Annotated in this window: 14 protein-coding genes, 3 tRNA genes and 1 riboswitch; of the genes, 8 read left to right on the top strand and 9 right to left on the bottom strand. The window is 36.7% G+C overall.

The genetic code is table 11. The features are described from left to right. Positions 1 to 25: 25 nt before the first annotated feature. From ACFFHT_RS01580 to argA, 5 genes are all read right to left on the bottom strand, one after another. Entirely contained in the window at positions 26 to 886 is an 861-nt protein-coding gene (locus ACFFHT_RS01580; protein WP_382372825.1) for a phosphoribosylaminoimidazolesuccinocarboxamide synthase, read from the bottom strand. An 88-nt stretch (positions 887 to 974) separates the two neighbouring features. Continuing rightward, positions 975 to 1,589 carry a 7-carboxy-7-deazaguanine synthase QueE gene (locus tag ACFFHT_RS01575; protein ID WP_382372823.1) on the bottom strand — a complete coding sequence of 205 codons (615 nt, stop codon included), beginning with the start codon at positions 1,587 to 1,589 and terminating at the stop codon, positions 975 to 977. Continuing rightward, positions 1,589 to 2,017, bottom strand: a complete 429-nt coding sequence (gene queD / locus ACFFHT_RS01570; protein ID WP_382372821.1) for a 6-carboxytetrahydropterin synthase QueD — start codon at positions 2,015 to 2,017, stop codon at positions 1,589 to 1,591. Before queD ends, ACFFHT_RS01575 begins: the two co-directional genes overlap by 1 nt. Further along, on the bottom strand, positions 2,010 to 2,675 hold the full coding sequence (queC, locus tag ACFFHT_RS01565) for a 7-cyano-7-deazaguanine synthase QueC (RefSeq protein ID WP_382372819.1): 666 nt from the start codon (positions 2,673 to 2,675) through the stop codon (positions 2,010 to 2,012). The genes queD and queC overlap by 8 nt, the downstream gene beginning before the upstream one ends. Positions 2,676 to 2,678: 3 nt before the next feature. Then, a riboswitch (PreQ1 riboswitch) is annotated at positions 2,679 to 2,723 on the bottom strand. A gap of 48 nt (positions 2,724 to 2,771) precedes the next feature. Next, positions 2,772 to 4,100 carry an amino-acid N-acetyltransferase gene (gene argA / locus ACFFHT_RS01560; RefSeq protein ID WP_382372882.1) on the bottom strand — a complete coding sequence of 443 codons (1,329 nt, stop codon included), beginning with the start codon at positions 4,098 to 4,100 and terminating at the stop codon, positions 2,772 to 2,774. Between the two features lie 173 nt (positions 4,101 to 4,273). Here argA and ACFFHT_RS01555 point away from each other — a divergent pair, with 173 nt between their 5' ends. Then, positions 4,274 to 5,155, top strand: a complete 882-nt coding sequence (locus tag ACFFHT_RS01555) for a VirK/YbjX family protein (RefSeq protein ID WP_382372817.1) — start codon at positions 4,274 to 4,276, stop codon at positions 5,153 to 5,155. A 136-nt stretch (positions 5,156 to 5,291) separates the two neighbouring features. Next, entirely contained in the window at positions 5,292 to 6,734 is a 1,443-nt protein-coding gene (locus ACFFHT_RS01550; RefSeq protein WP_382372815.1) for an SLC13 family permease, read from the top strand. Positions 6,735 to 6,825: 91 nt separating this feature from the next. On the opposite strand, the gene ACFFHT_RS01545 is transcribed toward ACFFHT_RS01550, so the two are convergent. From ACFFHT_RS01545 to ACFFHT_RS01535, 3 genes are all read right to left on the bottom strand, one after another. After that, entirely contained in the window at positions 6,826 to 11,682 is a 4,857-nt protein-coding gene (locus ACFFHT_RS01545) for a DEAD/DEAH box helicase (protein ID WP_382372880.1), read from the bottom strand. Between the two features lie 373 nt (positions 11,683 to 12,055). After that, positions 12,056 to 13,537, bottom strand: coding sequence for a DASS family sodium-coupled anion symporter (locus ACFFHT_RS01540; protein ID WP_382372813.1), 1,482 nt, complete (start codon positions 13,535 to 13,537; stop codon positions 12,056 to 12,058). Between the two features lie 143 nt (positions 13,538 to 13,680). Then, positions 13,681 to 14,610: a LysR family transcriptional regulator gene (locus ACFFHT_RS01535; RefSeq protein ID WP_382372811.1), complete on the bottom strand. Its 930-nt coding sequence runs from the start codon at positions 14,608 to 14,610 to the stop codon at positions 13,681 to 13,683. Positions 14,611 to 14,708: 98 nt separating this feature from the next. Here ACFFHT_RS01535 and ACFFHT_RS01530 point away from each other — a divergent pair, with 98 nt between their 5' ends. Beyond that, positions 14,709 to 15,149 (top strand): DMT family transporter, encoded by a 441-nt coding sequence (locus ACFFHT_RS01530; protein ID WP_382372809.1) that lies wholly within the window; start codon positions 14,709 to 14,711, stop codon positions 15,147 to 15,149. Next, entirely contained in the window at positions 15,146 to 15,610 is a 465-nt protein-coding gene (locus tag ACFFHT_RS01525) for a DMT family transporter (protein WP_382372807.1), read from the top strand. Before ACFFHT_RS01530 ends, ACFFHT_RS01525 begins: the two co-directional genes overlap by 4 nt. 43 nt (positions 15,611 to 15,653) lie before the next feature. Here ACFFHT_RS01525 and hemL read toward each other — a convergent pair whose 3' ends face one another. Beyond that, positions 15,654 to 16,940: a glutamate-1-semialdehyde 2,1-aminomutase gene (gene hemL / locus ACFFHT_RS01520; protein WP_382372805.1), complete on the bottom strand. Its 1,287-nt coding sequence runs from the start codon at positions 16,938 to 16,940 to the stop codon at positions 15,654 to 15,656. Between the two features lie 165 nt (positions 16,941 to 17,105). Between hemL and wecA the strand changes: the two genes are divergently transcribed. The 4 genes from wecA (at position 17,106) to ACFFHT_RS01500 (ending at position 18,654) form a co-directional block, all read left to right on the top strand. Next, positions 17,106 to 18,194, top strand: coding sequence for a UDP-N-acetylglucosamine--undecaprenyl-phosphate N-acetylglucosaminephosphotransferase (gene wecA / locus ACFFHT_RS01515; RefSeq protein ID WP_382372803.1), 1,089 nt, complete (start codon positions 17,106 to 17,108; stop codon positions 18,192 to 18,194). A 171-nt stretch (positions 18,195 to 18,365) separates the two neighbouring features. Further along, a tRNA-Arg gene (locus ACFFHT_RS01510) sits at positions 18,366 to 18,442 on the top strand. A 50-nt stretch (positions 18,443 to 18,492) separates the two neighbouring features. Next, positions 18,493 to 18,568 (top strand) — tRNA-His (locus ACFFHT_RS01505). A 9-nt stretch (positions 18,569 to 18,577) separates the two neighbouring features. Then, positions 18,578 to 18,654 (top strand) — tRNA-Pro (locus tag ACFFHT_RS01500). The last annotated feature ends 146 nt before the right edge of the window (positions 18,655 to 18,800 follow it).

The raw sequence follows: 18,800 nt of genomic DNA, 5'->3' as shown, positions 1-18,800 counted from the left end.
AAACTGCTTTTAGATAACAAGCTAACTATTTTGCTAATAAATCAAATGCTTCCTGATACTTCGCAACAGTCTGCTCAATAATTTCTTGTGGCACTCTTGGTGCAGGCGGTTGTTTATTCCAACCGCTATTTTCTAGCCAGTTACGAATAAATTGTTTATCAAACGATGGTGGATTAGTTCCTTCTTGATAAGTATCGACTGACCAAAAACGGCTAGAGTCTGGAGTCAATACTTCATCCATTAAGGTTAAGGTACCATTTTCATCTAAACCAAATTCAAATTTTGTATCACAAATAATAATACCTTTTGTTAGGGCATACTTGGCAGCCGTCGTATAAAGTTCAATCGCTTTCGCTTTGACTTGTGCAGCTAATTCTTTACCAATTAATTTTTCGCATTCTGCATAACTGATATTAATGTCGTGGTTGCCGATTTCTTCTTTGCTCGATGGAGTAAAGATCGGTTCAGGTAATTTACTGGCATCAACTAATCCTTTTGGTAATTCAATACCACATACTGCTCCTGTTTGTTGATAATCTTTTAAACCACTACCTGTTAAATAACCACGCACAATCGACTCGATTTTAATCGGGGTAAGACGCTTACAAACCACCGCACGTTTTTCAATCGCTTTTGCTTCTGCTTCGGGTAAGACATCATATACGGTATCACCAGTAAAATGATTTGGCATAATATGGGCTAATTTTTTGAACCAAAAGTTTGAAATTTGAGTGAGGATTTCGCCTTTACGTGGAATAGGATCATCAAGAATAACATCAAAAGCCGATAAACGATCAGAAGCGACCATTAACATTCTTTTGTCATCAATTTCATAGAGATCACGAACTTTTCCAGAATAAATTTTTTTTAGGCTAATTGTTTGCATAACGGAATACCTGTATTGAAATAAAACCGTTGCGAATTATACTCCGATTAACTTAAAGTTTCACGCAAACGGTTGCTTATTTTTAAGATTATTCAATGCCCACTAATTTATGTGTTTGCAAACTTAATTGCCATTTAGGTTTGGCGGAAAGTGCATTTAATTGCCCTATTTTTTGCAGAGTATCAAGCAAGTTCATCTCACCATTCCGCTCGCAAGGCGACAGATAATAATGTTCTGCTTGGATTTTTCCAGCTATCATTTGGCAGAACGCAATAATATCTGGTTCATCATTTACGATTCGTACTTCATCAGCAAAAGCAATACAGCGTTGCAGATACTTTTCTTGGTATAAACGTTTAGGGCTGGTCGCAATATAATCAATTTGCGGTGGAACTTCTTTTAAACCATTGGTTTCTATTGCTATAAAATACCCTTGTTGTTTGAAATAGGTTAACAGCTTGCGTAAGTTAGGTTGAATAGTAGGTTCACCACCCGTAATAATCAGATTTTTACTGCTGAAACGAGCGACCTTTTCGGCAATTTGTTGCAAGGTGAATTGTTGAAAGGTGTGATAGTCGGTATCACACCAAGGACAAGCTAAATTGCATTTCCCAAAGCGCAGAAAAACAGCAGGCATACCAGTATTAAATCCTTCGCCTTGTAAACTTTCAAAAATTTCAACGATTGGATAACGGGTTTGCATTACTGTTCTCTATACTCGGCAAAAGATGTTGGCGTTTCCCATAGACGGATTGCATCAATGGTTACTGACAACGTAGTTTGTAAACGATGAAAAATAAAATGTGCCAAGTTTTCGGCAGTTGTACGATAAGGTAAGGCAAATGTTTTTGAGTTTAATTCTGTGAGTAGTTGTGCAATTTTACACTCTCGTTCACTGGTTTGATCATAAATAAAAGCATGATCCATTGGTTGTAAAATCAACTGGTTTACAGCTTGTTTGAGATCACTAAAATCTAAAACCATTCCTTTTTTCGCCCCATTAACGTGTGTTTCACCAATAACAATGACTTGTAATTTATAAGTATGACCATGTAAGTTTTGGCATTTTCCATCATGTCCATCAAGCAGATGTGCCATATCAAAACTAAATTCTTTCGCAACTTTAAACATTGGCTTGTCCTTTGCTAGCAAGATATTCTTGTAATCCTTTTTCACGCAAAAGACAGCTTGGGCAGTGATGACAACCTCCTTCTACACCCTCATAACAGGTATGAGTATGCTGCATCACATAATCAAGTTTACCGAGTTGATCTGCTAATGCCCAAGTTTCTTTTTTGGTAAGCCACATCAATGGCGTAATCAGATTAAAGTGGTAATCCATCGCTAAATTGAGGGTAACGTTCATTGACTTAATGAAAATATCTCGACAATCAGGATAACCACTAAAATCAGTTTCACATACACCAGTGATAATATCGCTAATCCCTTGGCTTTTAGCATAAATAGCTGCATACAGTAAGAACAAGGCATTACGCCCATCTACAAAGGTATTGGGTAATTCGCCTTGTTTTTGCTCAATAGATTGTGCGCTATCTAGCAGGGCATTGTGGGTAATAGAGGTGATAACGGAAGTATCAATAATGGTTTGTTTTACACCTAAATCATTGGCAATCCATTGTGCTTTTTCTAGTTCAATATGATGGCGTTGTCCATATTTAAACGTAATAACTTCAACATTGCCTTTGCCATAAGTGTGTAATGCTTGTAATAGACAAGTAGTAGAATCTTGACCGCCAGAAAAAATGACGACCGCTTTTTTGTTTTGCATAATATGTTCCTAGTTTTTTAACGTGGGAGGTTTGCGAACCACGACAATCAAGAGGCGTCATTCTAGCGAATTGAGCGAGAAACTCAACTGCCTGGCTTAATTTTCTGCGTTGAGATCTTGGATTAAAATCTTGGAGCGGCGTTGATAATTATATTTTTCTCGTTTTTCTGTTGGTAAATCTTCTACATTAGCAATCTTAAATCCTCGTTCTTGGAACCAATGTACCGTACGAGTGGTTAAGACAAATAATTTTTCAATACCAAGTGCAAGCGCACGTTTCTGGATATGCATTAATAAAATATCACCACGAGAAGAGCTGCGATAATCTGGATGTACGGCAACGCAAGCCATTTCTGCCATTTTTTCCTCAAAATAAGGATTTAAGGCAGCACAAGCAATCATTACACCATCACGATCGATCACCGTATAGTGATCAATTTCCATTTCAAGTTGTTCTCGAGAACGTTTTACCAGAATACCTTGCTGTTCTAATGGTTGAATTAAAGCAAGTAAGTTTGGAATGTCTTTAATGGTTGCAATACGGACAATTTCAGAACTTTCTAATGATACTTGTGTACCAATACCATCACGCGAGAAAAGTTCTTGTAATAAAGCACCATCTTCCAAATAACTTAATAAGTGTGCCCGTTTTACACCATTACGGCAGGCTTCTAATGCAGTATAAAGGAAGCGAGCTTCAGAACTATGATAAGCATTTTGTGCAATAAGTTGTTGTAAATGATGTTCTGCTGCGAGTAAGGTGAGGTCAGGCATAACTTGTTGATTTTCATCAAGAATACCCTGTTTCTCACAAAAACCAATCACTTTTTCTGCTTTTACTTTGATAGCGATTTGGGCTGCTAACTCTTCAAACGCAAGATTAAAATTTTCTCCAGTTACGGAAACACCAACCGGCCCAATCACTACAATCGCATTTTGTTCTAGTTGTTGTTTAATCCCTTCGCTGTCAATTTTGCGAACTTTTCCACTAAGTTGGTAATCGACACCATCATCTACCCCAATTGGCTGGGCAATCACAAAGTTGCCACTGACAACATTTGGCATACCGCTATGAGTAATATTATTCATACGTAATGAAAGGCGAGCTGTAATATCAAGTTGTAAGCTCCCAACGACTTGCTTCACAATTTTTAACGTTTCGGCATCAGTAACTCGGATATTTTTATGATAGCGTTCTTTGATTTGGGCAAGTTGTAAGGCATCATTAATTTGTTTTCTTGCACCAAAAACAATCACCAGTTTAATGCCTAAACTGTGTAACAAGCTGATGTCATCAATAATATTAATAAAATTTGGACTAGCGGTAGTATAACCGTCCAACATAATGACAAAGGTTTTTCCTCTATGAGCGGTAACATAAGGTGTTGATTGGCGAAACCATTGTACGAGTTCAGTGCTGCGGATCATAAAACTTCCTATCTTTTTGAATAATTATGTAATAAAAGTGATTTTATATGCAATAAAGAAGAGTTTGCAAGGTAATTATTTTGCTATAAGCAAAAATAGTTACAAAAAAATTTGCGCTTTAGATTTATATACTTAGAATAACGCCACTAAAAATGATTATGAAGAAGAATATGTTATCTAGACAACCATTTCCCCATTTTCCAACAGTACAAGAAATGTATCCATTAGGGCAAGAGCGACGAATTTTAAAACAGATTCGTCATGTTTTACGTTATTTTGTTCGACGGATCATAACGTATAAGCAAGGTAATGAATTTATTCAATTTTTAAACCAACATTCCCTTTGGTTGCCCTTGTTCCAAGAGCATAAACATCGTTTTCATACTATTTTGTATCACTATTGTGATAAGCGATTTTCAGCAACTCAGCGAGTTGAACAGTTGAAAAATACCTTTCTAGCAATAGAAACGTTATTGGGACAAGAGAAATGTGAACAACTGGTTGAATTTGGCACGCTTAAATTAGCGGATTTAGGCAATGGATTAGCTTTACATTTAAATGTGAATAAAATTGATCCATTTGAAGGCTTGTTTTCACTTAATATCCAAGATGGGACGGAACAACGCTATTATGATGCGTCATTTGCCATTATTGATGGCAATCGATTATTAATTGCTAGTATCCAAGGTCCGAGTGGCGAAAATGCAGCAGAAATTGTCAAAAAACTGACAAAACAGCTTCATGGTATGCGTCCGATGTTTATGTTAGTAGAGTGTTTTAAATGGTTAGCTCAACATTGGCAATTACAGTTGGTTGGTATTCCGCATAAAGCTCAAACCAAAATTCGCTTACATGGTAGTAAGAAAATTTATATGAATTATGATGAGTTTTGGCAAGAAAATGGTGGTAGTTATCAGCAAAATTATTGGTCTTTGCCTTTAGTGGTTGAGCGTCGCCCTTTAGAAGAGATACAGAGTAAAAAACGTTCGATGTATCGCAAACGTTATGAACTTTTTGATCAAATTGAATTTGGTATTCAACAACATAGCTAAGTGTTTCAGAAATATAGCTTAATTGTTAAAAAATACAGATTTTTATCCCTCAAAAGTGTGATGTAAAGCAGAGTAGCGATAGATTTTTTTCTCTATAATCAATAACAGTTATTATTAGAGTGAGGGAAAGAAGTTTATGTCTGATTCTATTTATACATCGCTAAAAAATTTTACTAAGCATCCAATTGCAGAAGTGCGAAAAAGTAAAGTAGGGCTATTTGTATTTTCACTTTTTTTTGGCTGGGCCATGATGAATTGGCTTAGCGATCCTGCTTTTAATCAAACACAAAATTATGTGCTATTTTTAATTTTCTTTGCCATTTCTTTATGGGTAACAGAAGCTATTCCACCGTTTTCTGTTGGTATTTTAATTATCGGTTTTTTGGTTTTAATTATGGGACGAAGCGACGCCGAAAATGCCATGCAATACCTACAAACGTGGTCAGATAGTGTGATTTGGCTTTTTTTAGGTGGTTTTTTTCTTGCTGAAGCAATGAAAAAGACTCGTTTGGATATTCTATTATTAAAACGAATGTTGCCAAAATTTGGTAAAAATCCACAAAATATTTTACTTGGCTTAATGACATTAACCGCAGTGATGTCAATGTTAATGAGTAATACAGCCACTACAGCGATGATGATTGCGACGGTAAGTCCGCTATTTGTTACCTTAGATAAAAAAGCGAATATTTCTCGTGCGTTATTGCTAGGGATTCCCGCAGCAGCATCAATAGGGGGAATGGCGACGATTATTGGGTCGGCACCGAATGCGATTGCTGTTGGTGCATTAGAGAATATCGGTTATCACATTTCCTTTTTAGAATGGATGTTGATGGGAACACCTATTGCGATCCTCTTAATTTTTATCTTTTGGCGAGTGTTGATTAAACGTTATCGGATTAGTGCAAGTGAACAATTAGAATTTGATTTCTTACAGCATACTAGCGAAGAAAGTGATCCGAGTGAAGCTAAAGAACATCGTACCCAAAAAGCGATTGTATTAGTGATTTTGGCAGTTACTTTATTTTTCTGGTTAACCGCAAAATTATTTGGGATTCCGATTGCTGCTGCATCAGGGATTCCAATTGTTGGTTTAACAATGCTTGGCGTGATTGATTCTGATGATGTGCGTAAATTACCGTGGGATACATTAATGTTAGTTGCGGGTGGATTAGCATTAGGTTTAGCGATTGAAGAACAACAAATCGCCAGCCATTTTGTTAATCAGCTTAGTAATATTCACATTAGTTTTGTAACATTACTGATTTTATTTGCTTTTATTACAGTTGTGTTATCAAACTTTATGAGTAACACTGCGGCTACTACTATTTTAATTCCAGTTGGTTTATCTCTGTTGAAAGTATTCTCCGCAGATGTGTCGCCAGCTGTATTGCCATTAGTAATTGGATTAAGTGCCTCTTGTGCATTATTTTTACCTGTGTCAACACCACCAAATGCGATTGCCTTTAGTACGGGTTTAATCCGTCAATCAGAGTTCCGTTTAGGCGGTATTGTGATTGGTTTATTAGGACCAGCGTTAAGTATTGTGTGGGTAACCGTTGTGATGTTGTTTTTTTGATCATATTTTTTAGATAGGGATACTTTCTTGATACCACTTATATTGAAAATATTTTCAATATAAGTGGTTATTTTTTACGAATTATAGATAGTTAAATAGCGATCTTAGGCAGATTTTTCACGATTTCCATTGTTTTAAGGCTAACCGTGATAACTCGCAAAAATAGTTCTAATGGGTATTTTGCATTACCCATTGTTTCTTTTGCCCAGTCGTTGGCGTCATTGATTAATCCGCTATCTTTATCCACTTTTACGCCTTGGCGTTCCATTACCCATTCTAAGGCGGATTTACCATTAACGATATAATCAAATGCTTCCAGTGGGATATTTTCAGTGGTGAATTTGTCGTTATATTTCACTTTGCTTTTATCTGATTTTTGGACAAATTTCATTTTCTCTACATAGAAATCTTCTTTATTTAATCCGAGCAAGCTAGTGAGCTTGTCGTCAATAATCTGTAACCCACCTTTAAAAAGCACGCCGTCATACATTGACACTTTTTCATAATTAAGATGAAGCTCGGCAAGCTGTCTGCCTGCTTGGCTAAATTGCCAAAAATCATCTACGTTTTTCACGGCTGGAATGCGTGGCAGTTGTTTTTTAAGATTATCCGCATATTTCTGGCGATACTCCTCACTGTGCAGTAAGCCGTAGATATAGTAGAAAATATCCTCTTTATTGATTGTTTCATCGTGATAATGCTGTTGGAAATAACTCAAGCTCTCATCACTTATCGCTTCTTGGCGTTGATAATTACCAGACCCTTTTTCAGTTTCTTCATAAAGATAGAGTGGGAAGCATTGACCATTAGCTAATAATTGAATATCAGGTATTATATTTGTCATAATTGTTGAAAAATCTTTTGGTGTTCCCAAACCTGTTACACAAATCACCTTATTTTCCGATTTTGGCGTTGGGAATATTTTGGGGATTTGGTAAATGCTGTTATTCATCATTCTATCAAAATATAAATATTGTTTATGGTAAGGACGATATAGACTTAATCGTACATTTTCTTTCTTAAATTGAGCTTTTTTTCCTTTCGCTAATTCTGCTACTAAATCACCAGACCAGCTGATTTGTGTCTTATCCATATTTAACAAGTCTTCAATTTTCTTACCTTTAATAGTATTCAAATCTAAATGATTAAGATAATGTAATTGTTTATTATAGAAATCAATCATTGAAGCCATGTTATTAGCTAACTTAAACTGAGAAAAATTATAAGTCCAAACATCACGATTAGTTTTTACTCCGCTAGAGTAATTTTGAAATATAGTTATTGCACTTTTATCTTTTTTATCACCAATCGCTAGATAATTATCAAAATTAGTATCACGTTGATTTAACCAGTCATTAAATTGATCGGGGATAATTTCTTGCCAGCCATTAATCGCAGTAATACCAGCAATACTATGTAATTCAGTAATTTTTTCTAATTTTTGCTCTCGTGTTAAATAATCACCAATATCACAAAAATAAATTTTACCTTGCTGATTGCTGTGAGGATTTTTTACCAAAATTGAGATTGCAATTGGTGTTCTAGTACCTTGACCAAATACATTATCTTTTTCTTTTCTACGTTGTTCGCCTGATGTTCGAGCATTGCCACGTAAATGAAAAATATATAGACTAGAAAACTCTTTTTTCAAACAATAACGCATTCCATCGGCAGAGTTACTGTCGATAAAACCACCGTTAGAGACAAAACCAATTACCCCTTGTTCACCAATACGATCAGATGCCCAGCGAATAGCACGGATATAACTATCATATAAAGAAGTTTTTAATTTTGCAGAAGAGTTTTTATCATAAGTATTCTCTATTCTTTTATCTAATAGTGGATAAGATACATTGGCATTATTATCATTTGCTGAACTTTGCCCTGCTGAATAAGGTGGATTACCGATAATCACTTGAATATCCAGCTTTTTCTGGCGTTTACGGCGTGCCGAGTTTTCTTCTAAAATACTATCAACGAGATCGTCTTTTTCGTACATTTGGAACGTATCGGTTAAACAAATCCCTTTAAAAGGTTGATAATGATTTGCACGTTTTGCTGTATTTTCGACCGCCTGTGTTAATAAGGCGTGATAGACAGATTCGATATTAATTGCTGCGATATAATAGGCAAGTAGCACAATTTCATTGGCGTGAATTTGCTGATATTTTTGTGGCAATTTATCGATTGGGATTAAACCACTTTGTAACAAGCGGGTAATAAATGTGCCAGTGCCTGTAAAAGGATCGAGAATTTGCACACCGTCATCGGCAAGGGACGCGTTAAATTCTTGTTTTAGCACATCTTCTACACTGTGCAGAATAAAATCTACCACCTCAATTGGCGTATAAACAATGCCTAGGCGTTCCTGCATTTTTGGGAAAGCTTTATTAAAGAAAGACTCATAGAGCTCTTTGATAATTTTCTGCTTACCTTCAGGGGATTGAATATTGCTGACTTTATATTGGATATTGTCATAAAATTCTTGTAGGCGTTTGGTTTCTGCCTGTGAGATATTTTCGGCTTGCAACGCCTCAAAGGTTTCTTGCAAAGCAATAGACATTGGGTTGTGTTGGGTGAAGTTTTCATTTGCAAATAAGGCATCAAAAACAGGCTTAGTGATCAGATGTTGGGCTAACATTTCGACTACATCGCTGTCGCTAATCGCATTATTCAAATCATCTCGCAGCTCGTTGGCAAAGGCACTAAATGTGGCAATTTGTTTAGTGTTTTTCGGATTTTCTAAAATCGCATTAATGCGGTCAATATGGGTTTGTGCGACTTTTGCCACATCTGCCGCCCACTCTTCCCAATGGGTGCGATTGCCACATTTTTTAACAATTTTAGCCACCAAAGCTCGCTCAAGTTCGCCGACTTCAAATTGGAAATCCAGTTGTAAATTTTCAAAATCATCATGATTTTTGTTGCCAATGCTGTGTTGTCCACGTCCTGATTTATCGTATTTTTTCTTATTGGCTTGTTGTTTTTTAGTTGGTTTTCTAAAAATTTCACTAATGACTGAAATAACTTCAATTTTATCTTTTGCTGCACCATCAAATTCCATTTTATTGATCATTGCATCAAAGCGGTCATCGTGGGAACGTAACGCATTTAATACTTGCCAAACGACACGGTAATTTTCGTTATCATTCAATGCTTCTTCTGGGGTTTTATTAGCTGGAATAACCACAGGTAAAATCACATAGCCTCGTTTTTTTCCATCTGCTTTACGCATTACACGTCCAACAGATTGCACGACATCAACTTGAGAATTGCGTGCAGTTAAAAACAGTACTGCATCTAATGCAGGTACATCAACCCCTTCAGACAAACAACGGACATTAGACAAAATACGACAGGTATTTGCCTCAGTATCAGCCTTAAGCCAGTTAATTTTGCTTGATTTTTCGCTGGCATTCATTGAACCATCAACGTGTTCTGCTTCACATTTCAAGGTAAGTGATTGATTCAGAATTAATTCTGGATTAATTTCATTTAAAGCTTCTATTTCTTGTTCTTGATAAGCCGTTACTACGGTGTCGAACATTTCGGCAATGGCTTTGGAGCTGACTTTATGTTTAGTGCCTTTGTAATCTTTTTCAATAACTTGGCAAAAAGCGACTGCTCTTTTCATTGGTTGATAATCATCGGCAAGATCGTTTTCTACCCCATATTTTGATAACGCTTTCCAACAACCCACGATTTTTGCTGCATCATCTACTTGGATTTCATTACCTTCTCTATTTAATAGATATTCTAAACGACGATTAATATGGCTCTCTTCCACCGCTAAAACCAGCACTTTATAATCGACTAATAAGCCTTGTTTTACTGCGGTTGAAAAATTAATGGTATAGAGGTCTGGTCCAAAAGTTGTTTCATCATCCATTGAATAAACTTTTACCCCTTCTGTTTTTTTCGCATCTTCAGTATAAATACGAGGTGTTGCCGTCATATAAAGGCGTTTGTTGGCATTGATATAATCATTGCTGTGAATTCTGACAAAGGTGGACTCGTTTTCGTCATCATCGAAACTTGCCCCTGTTGTGCGGTGAGCTTCATCACAAATAACTAAATCAAACGGAGCTAGTCCTTTCTTTTGAGCTTGATAAATAACATCAATGGAATGATAAGTTGAAAAGATAACTGTCATTGCATCATCAAGATGTTTAAATTTTATGGCTTTTATAAGACTTTCTGCATTGGTGGTGGCAGGGTATTGCAATTCATGAATGTAGGTTTGAACTAAATCATCGTTATTTTTATTTTGTTTGCCAACATCCCCATCAGAACAGACTGCGAAACTATGTAATGGAATAGCTGATTCTTGTGTCCATTCGGTTAAACTTTGTGAAAGCAACGCCAAACTCGGCACTAAAAAGAGCACAATTTTCCCTTTTCCAGCAATGGTCTCGGCAATTTTTAGTGAAGTAAAAGTTTTGCCTGTACCGCATGCCATAATCAATTTACCACGATCTGTAGTTTCAAAGCCTTTAACAACAGCATTTAGTGCAGATATTTGATGATTTCTTAGTGTTTTTTTTGGTCGGGTAATAACTTGAGAGGGTTGGAATTGCGACCAATCAATGATGCTATTTTCTAATGCAGAACGATCAATAATGGTTACTGGTGGTTGTTGATTATTTAGAGATGCTACTGCATTTTCTGACCAATGATCAGTGGTGGTAACAATTAATCGATGTGTGAAGATTTTTTTTCCTGATGCTGTAAAGAAACTATCAATATCGCTTTTTTGGATACGATAATTGTCGGCATAATTTTTACATTGAATAGCAGTAAATGTACCATCTAGGTTAGTTGCAACAAGATCAATACCTGTATCCGTTTTTCTTGTTCCTTCTGGTTGATATTTCTCAACCCAATTAGCAAAAGTGAGAACTTCTTGATATAGCCCTTGGTAGGCTGGTTCGTGAGTAAGATACTGGATAGTTAAATATTCAAAATAAGTTCCCTTTTCGCGTTCAGTTAGAGAATTATCTTGATAGGTTTTTAATAATTGGGATAATCCTATTGGCTGGCTGGCTGGCTGGCTGGCTGGCTGGCTGGCTGGCTGGCTGGCTGGCTGGCTGGCTGGCTGGCTGGCTGGCTGGCTGGCTGGCTGGCTGGCTGGCTGGCTGGCTGGCTGGCTGGCTAGCTAGATTATATTTATTGTCCATTAATACTCTCCATTATTGATTATATAGGTTTGATAGGTGCGGTGAGTATAACAATTTCTTGGTTTTTTGTAGATAAAAAAGGTGTGATTTATACAGAATCACACCTTAAAAGTATTGTGTAGTTATTGATTATTTAGCTAGTGATTACCACCAACCTAGTAATTTCATCCATAAACCGCCAACAACGAACCAAATAATAAGTGAAGCGATAGAAATAATAAAACTCACGCCCCACCATTGACCAGTTGTGTTATAGCCAGAACCGAATAGAGCAGGCCCAGGACCACCAGCATATTGAGTAAGACTCATTGATAAGGTTGACGTGTAACCTAAACCGATAGCAGCGATCATTGGCGGTGTACCCACTGCAATCGCAGCAGCTAGGAAAGCAAGGTACATAGCAGAAATATGTGCCATTGCAGAGGCAAAGAAATAACGAGTATAAAAATAGACTAAGACTAAGATACTGAACGCAATTGGCCAACTAAATGTACCGATAGAAGAAGAAATATGTCCAGAAATCCAAGAAATAGCGCCATATTTATTGAGTGCATTGGCCATCATTACTAATACTGCAAACCAGAACATTGTGTCCCACGCAGTTGTTTCTGAAATGATATTTTTCCAAGTCATAATATTGGATGCAAGTAAAATGACTAACCCAATAAATGCTGAAGTTGTTGCATTAATACCAAAAGCAAGATCACCTACTGTCCAAAGTAACAATAGAAGAATAAAGTCTAAAGCTAGAATCCATTCTGCTTTGCTCATTGGCCCCATACGTTTAAGTTCTTCTTTTGCCATTTCCGCCATTTTCGGTGTCTTTTTCAATTCAGGCGGATAAACAAGATACACTAAATAAGGTAAGGCAATTAAACTGACAATCCCTGGAACGATTGCCCCTAAGAACCATGTTGTCCAAGAAATTGATACACCTTGACTTGCTGCTAATTCTGCAACTAAAGGGTTTCCTGCCATAGCGGTAAGGAACATAGTACAGACGATGGTATCAATTTGAGAAACAACAATTGCTAAGAAAGCGCCAGCACGGCGTGCTGTTGGGCCAGGTTTAGAATCATAAGTATCCGCAATAGATTGCATAATTGGATACATAATACCGCCACCACGTGCTGAAGCAGATGGAATTCCTGGGGCAATAATAGTATCAGCTAAAGCGATTGCATAGGCTACTCCCATCATTCTGTTACCAAAACGAGATACGAAAAATAAAGCGATACGATTTCCTAATCCTGTTTTGATTACTGCTCTAGAAAGAAACATAGCAATACCAATTAACCAAATTGTGGCATTAGAAAATCCAGATAACATCGCAACATCACCATTCCCAGCCTTAATTGGTGTAAGCCCAGTTAGTCCGCTGATCACTAATGCGACTAATGTTGCTGCTCCCATTGACATTGCTTTGGCAATAATCGCAACAATTGTTGCGACGAATAACGCTAACATTCCCCAAGCTCGAGAACTTAATCCTTCTGGAGTTGGAATTATCCAGATAATTAAACCAACAACAATGGCAATCATTAAACCTTTGAGTTGGAATCCTAGTTTAACTTCTACACTATTAGATGTAGAAACTTGATTGGTAGCGGCTTTTGCGCTGCACATTTATTTACTCCTTATGGTTAATTTTTTACAAAAAACAGGATAAATATACGTAAAAATGTGATGTGCATCACAAAAAAATGAAGTGACTTTGATTTATATCATATTTTTTGGAAGAGAAGTAAGTGATGAGAATTGAACACAAATTAAATTTGCCAATATGCAGTCTCGCCAAAAATATCAGTGAAAAAATCGAGTACAGTACGAGTATTCAGAGAATTATACCTTGCGTTAGGATACAGCATTGCGATCGTTCTTGATTCGGTATGAATAGCGGTTTCAAAATCAGGCAGTAAACGAACTAACTCACCTTTTTGTAATGCGTCATAAATTGCCCAATCAGGCAGTAAACAAAGCCCTAAACCATGTAAACACGCTGAGAAGATGGTCTCACCATTGTTGGTTGTTAAGGTTGCAGGAACACGATATTGTTGCCAGTTGTTCTGTTGTTTTATTAACCAACGATTTTCACCTAAATTGTTTTTATACACGATACAGCGATGCTGCATCAGTTCTTCTGGTGTGCTAGGTGTACCAAACTTGGTCAAATAGGTGGGTGAGGCAACAATATAGTGTTTTTGGGTTGCTATAATTCTAGCGTGTAGTGAGCTATCCGTAAGAGGACTAATACGAAAGATAATATCAGTTGGATCGGTATGTGGATCGATATAATCATCTGTTAAGGAAAGTGTAACTTGGAGGCGAGGATAACGTTCTGCCAATAGAGGCAAATAAGGGGCAATATGTCGGCGACCAAACACGACAGGTGCATTGAGACGAATCATTCCTGAAGGTTCTTGATTTAATTCGTTCAGTTTTTGCTGTGCATGTGCGAATTGTTCCAAAAATTGTTTGATATCTTGGGAAAATTGTAACCCTGCTTCCGTAGGTGTAACGGCACGAGTATTTCGATACAGTAATTGGTGTCCAACTTGATCTTCTAATTGTTGAATAGCACGAGAAACAACAGATGTTGTTACGTTCTCTTGTCTTGCCACTTCAGAAAAACTCAAGGTATCGCAGACACGCAAGAAAAAATAGAGTGTGCGTAAGTCAGTAGCAGGAAATAGGTTCATTTGATCTTTTTTTGCAATAGTGTTTTGTGAATTATCTTATTTTTTGCAAATTATAGAATCATTATAATCCGCACTCAAATTTTTATATGGAGTAGAACATGCAGCTAATTTTAATTTTATTAGTGATTTTAGGTGGTGCAGGTTTATCGGTAGAGGCTGGATTATTAGGACCACTGGGACATCAAGTTGGACATCTTTGGGCAACTTTCAGTATCTTTGGGGTGGGTGCAGCATTAACTTTTTTATTGATGTTGTGGTTTGCTCCTCGTGAAGCCCCCTCATTTTTTGCACAACCAAGTTGGCAACTAATTGGTGGATTATTAGGTGTCGGTTATGTGGTAATTCTTACTATCGTAACCCCAATAATTGGCGTGGCAATGACGATGATAGGTATTTTAGCTGGGCAAGTTGCCAAAAGTTTGTTAATTGACCATTTTGGCTGGTTTGGTGTGGAACGGCGTAAAATTAATCGCCAAAGAGTGATTGCATTAGTTTTTATTATCGTGGCATTGGTTTTAGTGGCGAGGGAGTATTTATGATTTTTCTAATGATTGTTTTATCGTTAATTGGTGGCGCATTATTAAGTATTCAATCTGCGATTAATGGACAGTTAGGTATGAAAGTTGGTGTATTTAAAAGTGCCTTTCTTACCTTTTCGATTGGCGCATTATTGACTGCATTATTAATTTTCTTTTTTGAGGATCGTCATAGCGTAACGTTGTTAGATGTACCTAAATGGCAATTAATGGGAGCATTGTTAGGTGTGCCTTATATTGTGATTATGGTCATTGCAGTACAACGTATTGGTACTGGTGTGGCAACAGTAGCTGTGATCTTTGGGCAATTATTGATGAGTATGCTTATTGATAATTTTGGTTGGTTTCATAATGAGGCACTTTCATTCTCAATCAATCGATTACTCGCCCTCATTTGTTTAGGAATTGCCTTGTATTTTATTTATGCTAGTGGAAAAAGTGCAAAAATTATAAAAGCTAAATAAATAAGTAGTGGCATAATTTTGTCAATTATGCCACTCACAATAACTAGCTTCTTAATGCTTGAAATGCAATGTCGGCTGCGTTTAATGTATGTTGGATATCTTCATCACTGTGAGCAAGTGACATAAAGCCAGCTTCAAATGCAGATGGTGCAAGATAAATACCTTGTGACAACATATGATGGAAGAATGTTTTAAAACGTTCAATATCACAACTCATCACATCAGCATAGCTTTCAACTTTTTCTTTATCAGTAAAGAAAAGACCAAACATACCACCAACATAATTTACAACAAATGGAATTTGATGTTTATTAGCAAGTGATTTTAAACCTTCTGCTAAAGTTTTTGTTTTTTCTGCGAGCAATCTTTCATTTCCTGCTTTAGCTAATTCAGTTAAACAAGCAATTCCGGCTGCCATTGCAATAGGATTGCCAGATAATGTTCCTGCCTGATATACAGGGCCAGTTGGTGCAATGTATTGCATAATTTCTTTTTTACCACCAAACGCACCTACTGGCATTCCCCCGCCAATAATTTTACCTAAACAAGTTAAGTCTGGTTGTACACCATAATAAGATTGAGCTCCAGCTAAAGCGACACGGAATCCAGTCATGACCTCATCAATAATTAAGAGTGCATTATATTGGTCACATAATTGACGTAATCCTTGTAAGAAACCTGGCTTTGGTGGCACACAATTCATATTGCCAGCAACGGGTTCAACAATAATACAAGCAATTTCATTAGGGTAGCATTTGAAAGTTTCAGCCACAGAATCAAGATCATTATAAGTACAAGTTAAAGTATGTTTTGCAAAATCAGCTGGAACACCAGGGGAACTTGGTTGACCAAGAGTAAGCGCACCTGAACCAGCTTTTACTAATAATGAATCTGCATGACCATGATAACAACCTTCAAATTTGATGATTTTATCGCGTTTTGTATAGCCACGAGCTAAACGAATCGCAGACATTGTTGCTTCAGTACCAGAATTCACCATTCGGACCATTTCAATAGAAGGAACTAAATTGCAAACTAACTCTGCGAGTTTTATTTCTAATTCAGTTGGAGCACCAAAGCTCAAGCCATTTTGAGCTGTTTCAATCACAGCATTAAGGATAGCAGGATGATTATGCCCAAGAACCATTGGTCCCCAAGAACCAACATAATCAATGTATTGTTTGCCTTCTTCATCATATAAATAAGCACCTTGTGCTTTGTGAATAAATACAGGTGTACTTCCTACACCGTTAAAAGCTCTAACAGGTGAATTTACCCCACCAGGAATAACTTTTTGAGCTTGTTCAAATAGTGTTTTTGAAGATGTCATAATTTACTTTTCTCTTGATTGTTAAATGCGGCATGTATTGTACTTTAAATCAAGAAATAATGAAAAAAAACAAATGTATTAGGCTAGACTTTATGCTATTCTCTGCAACCATTCCAACCCAATATATCTCATGTGACAACGCGTATTTTAAGGGGTGTTTTAAATATGTGGTTGAGTTTTTTATTAACCTTTTTAAGCTCATTTCTGGCATTAATTCTAATGCGTCCAGTTGCGGTTAAAATTGGACTTGTAGATAAACCAAATTACCGAAAACGTCATCAAGGTCTAATTCCATTAATTGGTGGAATTGCATTATTTATCAGCAATGCCTGCTACTATTTTCTTGAATGGCATGATATGCGTTTACCTTATCTTTATTTAACTTGTGTCACAATTTTATTGATTATTGGTGTGTTAGATGATCGTTTTGATTTAAGTCCGTTCTTACGGGCGATTGTTCAAGCCGCACTGGCATTATCAATGATTTATATAGGTGATCTCTCATTAAATAATTTAGGTGAAATTATTGGACCATTCCAAGTGACATTAGGTACTGCTGGGATTGTCATCACAGTATTTGCAACGATTGCCATTGTTAATGCATTCAATATGATTGATGGTATTGATGGATTACTTGGCGGATTATCTAGTGTTTCTTTTGCGGCGATAGGAATTTTATTAATGTTAGATGGACAAGTTGATTTAGGGGCTTGGTGTTTTGCTCTTATTCTTTGCTTGATCCCTTATATCTTATTTAATCTGTCAATTTTTGGTGTAAAAAATAAAGTATTTATGGGAGATTCAGGAAGTACTCTCATTGGATTTACTATGATTTGGATTCTTTTATTAAGTACTCAAGGTCATGGACATCCAATAAAGCCAATTACCGCATTATGGCTTATTGCTATTCCATTAATTGATATGATTTGTGTCGTTATTCGTCGTTTGAAAAAGAAAAAAAGTCCTTTCAGACCAGACCGTTTACATGTTCATCACTTAATGGTTAGAGCAGGATTAACATCAAGACAAGCATTTTTAGCAATTACCCTAATGGCTGCAATTTGTGCTGGATTTGGTATTTTGGGTGAAATTTATTATGTCAATGAATGGTTGATGTTCTTTGGTTTTATCTTGCTAATCTTCTTATATGGTTATTCGATAACACGTGCTTGGCGTGTAACCCGCTTTATTCGTAGAATTCAGCGTAGATTACGCAAGGCGAAAGGTAAAATTGTTAGTCCTAAAGAAAATTGATTTTATTGTGCCAATTAGAGGAATAAGTGCCATAGTTGAACATTAATTAATAGAAAAATGGCTAAAAAATGGCAATAAAGTGTAAATTATCGACAAACAAAAAAAATATGAAAAAAAAACTAGACAGCCAAAATGAAAGTCATTAATATACGCCCCGCAACGACGCGATGAGCGCTCGTAGCTCAGTTGGATAGAGCGTTGGCCTCCGGAGCCAAAGGTCTCAGGTTCGAATCCTGTCGGGCGCGCCAGCTCGGTGTGATTTGATGGTTAACGTACTATCAACAAAGAAAAATCAATGGTGGCTATAGCTCAGTTGGTAGAGCCCCGGATTGTGATTCCGGTTGTCGTGAGTTCGAGTCTCATTAGCCACCCCATTAATCTATCGGCGAGTAGCGCAGTTTGGTAGCGCAACTGGTTTGGGACCAGTGGGTCGTAGGTTCAAATCCTATCTCGCCGACCATTTTTTTTGTTCTTTAAAAACCAATAACAGACAATCTGTGTGGGCATTCGGTAGGGAACTTTTTTGGACTGTAAAGAAAGAAGTTTTAAAAAGAATACCTTGAATGCTGAAAACTCAGAAATTCATTAAGATTGAAGAGACGAAGT

It is taken from the genome of Gallibacterium melopsittaci (genome assembly GCF_042433085.1).
In the GTDB taxonomy this organism is placed as follows: Bacteria; Pseudomonadota; Gammaproteobacteria; order Enterobacterales; family Pasteurellaceae; genus Gallibacterium; species Gallibacterium melopsittaci.
Note: the sequence above shows the minus strand (reverse complement) of the source record. Positions and strands in the feature narration are given on the sequence as shown.

Coding starts and splice junctions, on each gene's coding strand:
- ACFFHT_RS01580 (WP_382372825.1), bottom strand. CDS start 886: ATGCAAACAATTAGCCTAAAAAAAATTTATTCTGGAAAAGTTCGTGAT.
- ACFFHT_RS01575 (WP_382372823.1), bottom strand. CDS start 1,589: ATGCAAACCCGTTATCCAATCGTTGAAATTTTTGAAAGTTTACAAGGC.
- queD (WP_382372821.1), bottom strand. CDS start 2,017: ATGTTTAAAGTTGCGAAAGAATTTAGTTTTGATATGGCACATCTGCTT.
- queC (WP_382372819.1), bottom strand. CDS start 2,675: ATGCAAAACAAAAAAGCGGTCGTCATTTTTTCTGGCGGTCAAGATTCT.
- ACFFHT_RS01555 (WP_382372817.1), top strand. CDS start 4,274: ATGTTATCTAGACAACCATTTCCCCATTTTCCAACAGTACAAGAAATG.
- ACFFHT_RS01550 (WP_382372815.1), top strand. CDS start 5,292: ATGTCTGATTCTATTTATACATCGCTAAAAAATTTTACTAAGCATCCA.
- ACFFHT_RS01540 (WP_382372813.1), bottom strand. CDS start 13,537: ATGTGCAGCGCAAAAGCCGCTACCAATCAAGTTTCTACATCTAATAGT.
- ACFFHT_RS01535 (WP_382372811.1), bottom strand. CDS start 14,610: ATGAACCTATTTCCTGCTACTGACTTACGCACACTCTATTTTTTCTTG.
- ACFFHT_RS01530 (WP_382372809.1), top strand. CDS start 14,709: ATGCAGCTAATTTTAATTTTATTAGTGATTTTAGGTGGTGCAGGTTTA.
- ACFFHT_RS01525 (WP_382372807.1), top strand. CDS start 15,146: ATGATTTTTCTAATGATTGTTTTATCGTTAATTGGTGGCGCATTATTA.
- hemL (WP_382372805.1), bottom strand. CDS start 16,940: ATGACATCTTCAAAAACACTATTTGAACAAGCTCAAAAAGTTATTCCT.
- wecA (WP_382372803.1), top strand. CDS start 17,106: ATGTGGTTGAGTTTTTTATTAACCTTTTTAAGCTCATTTCTGGCATTA.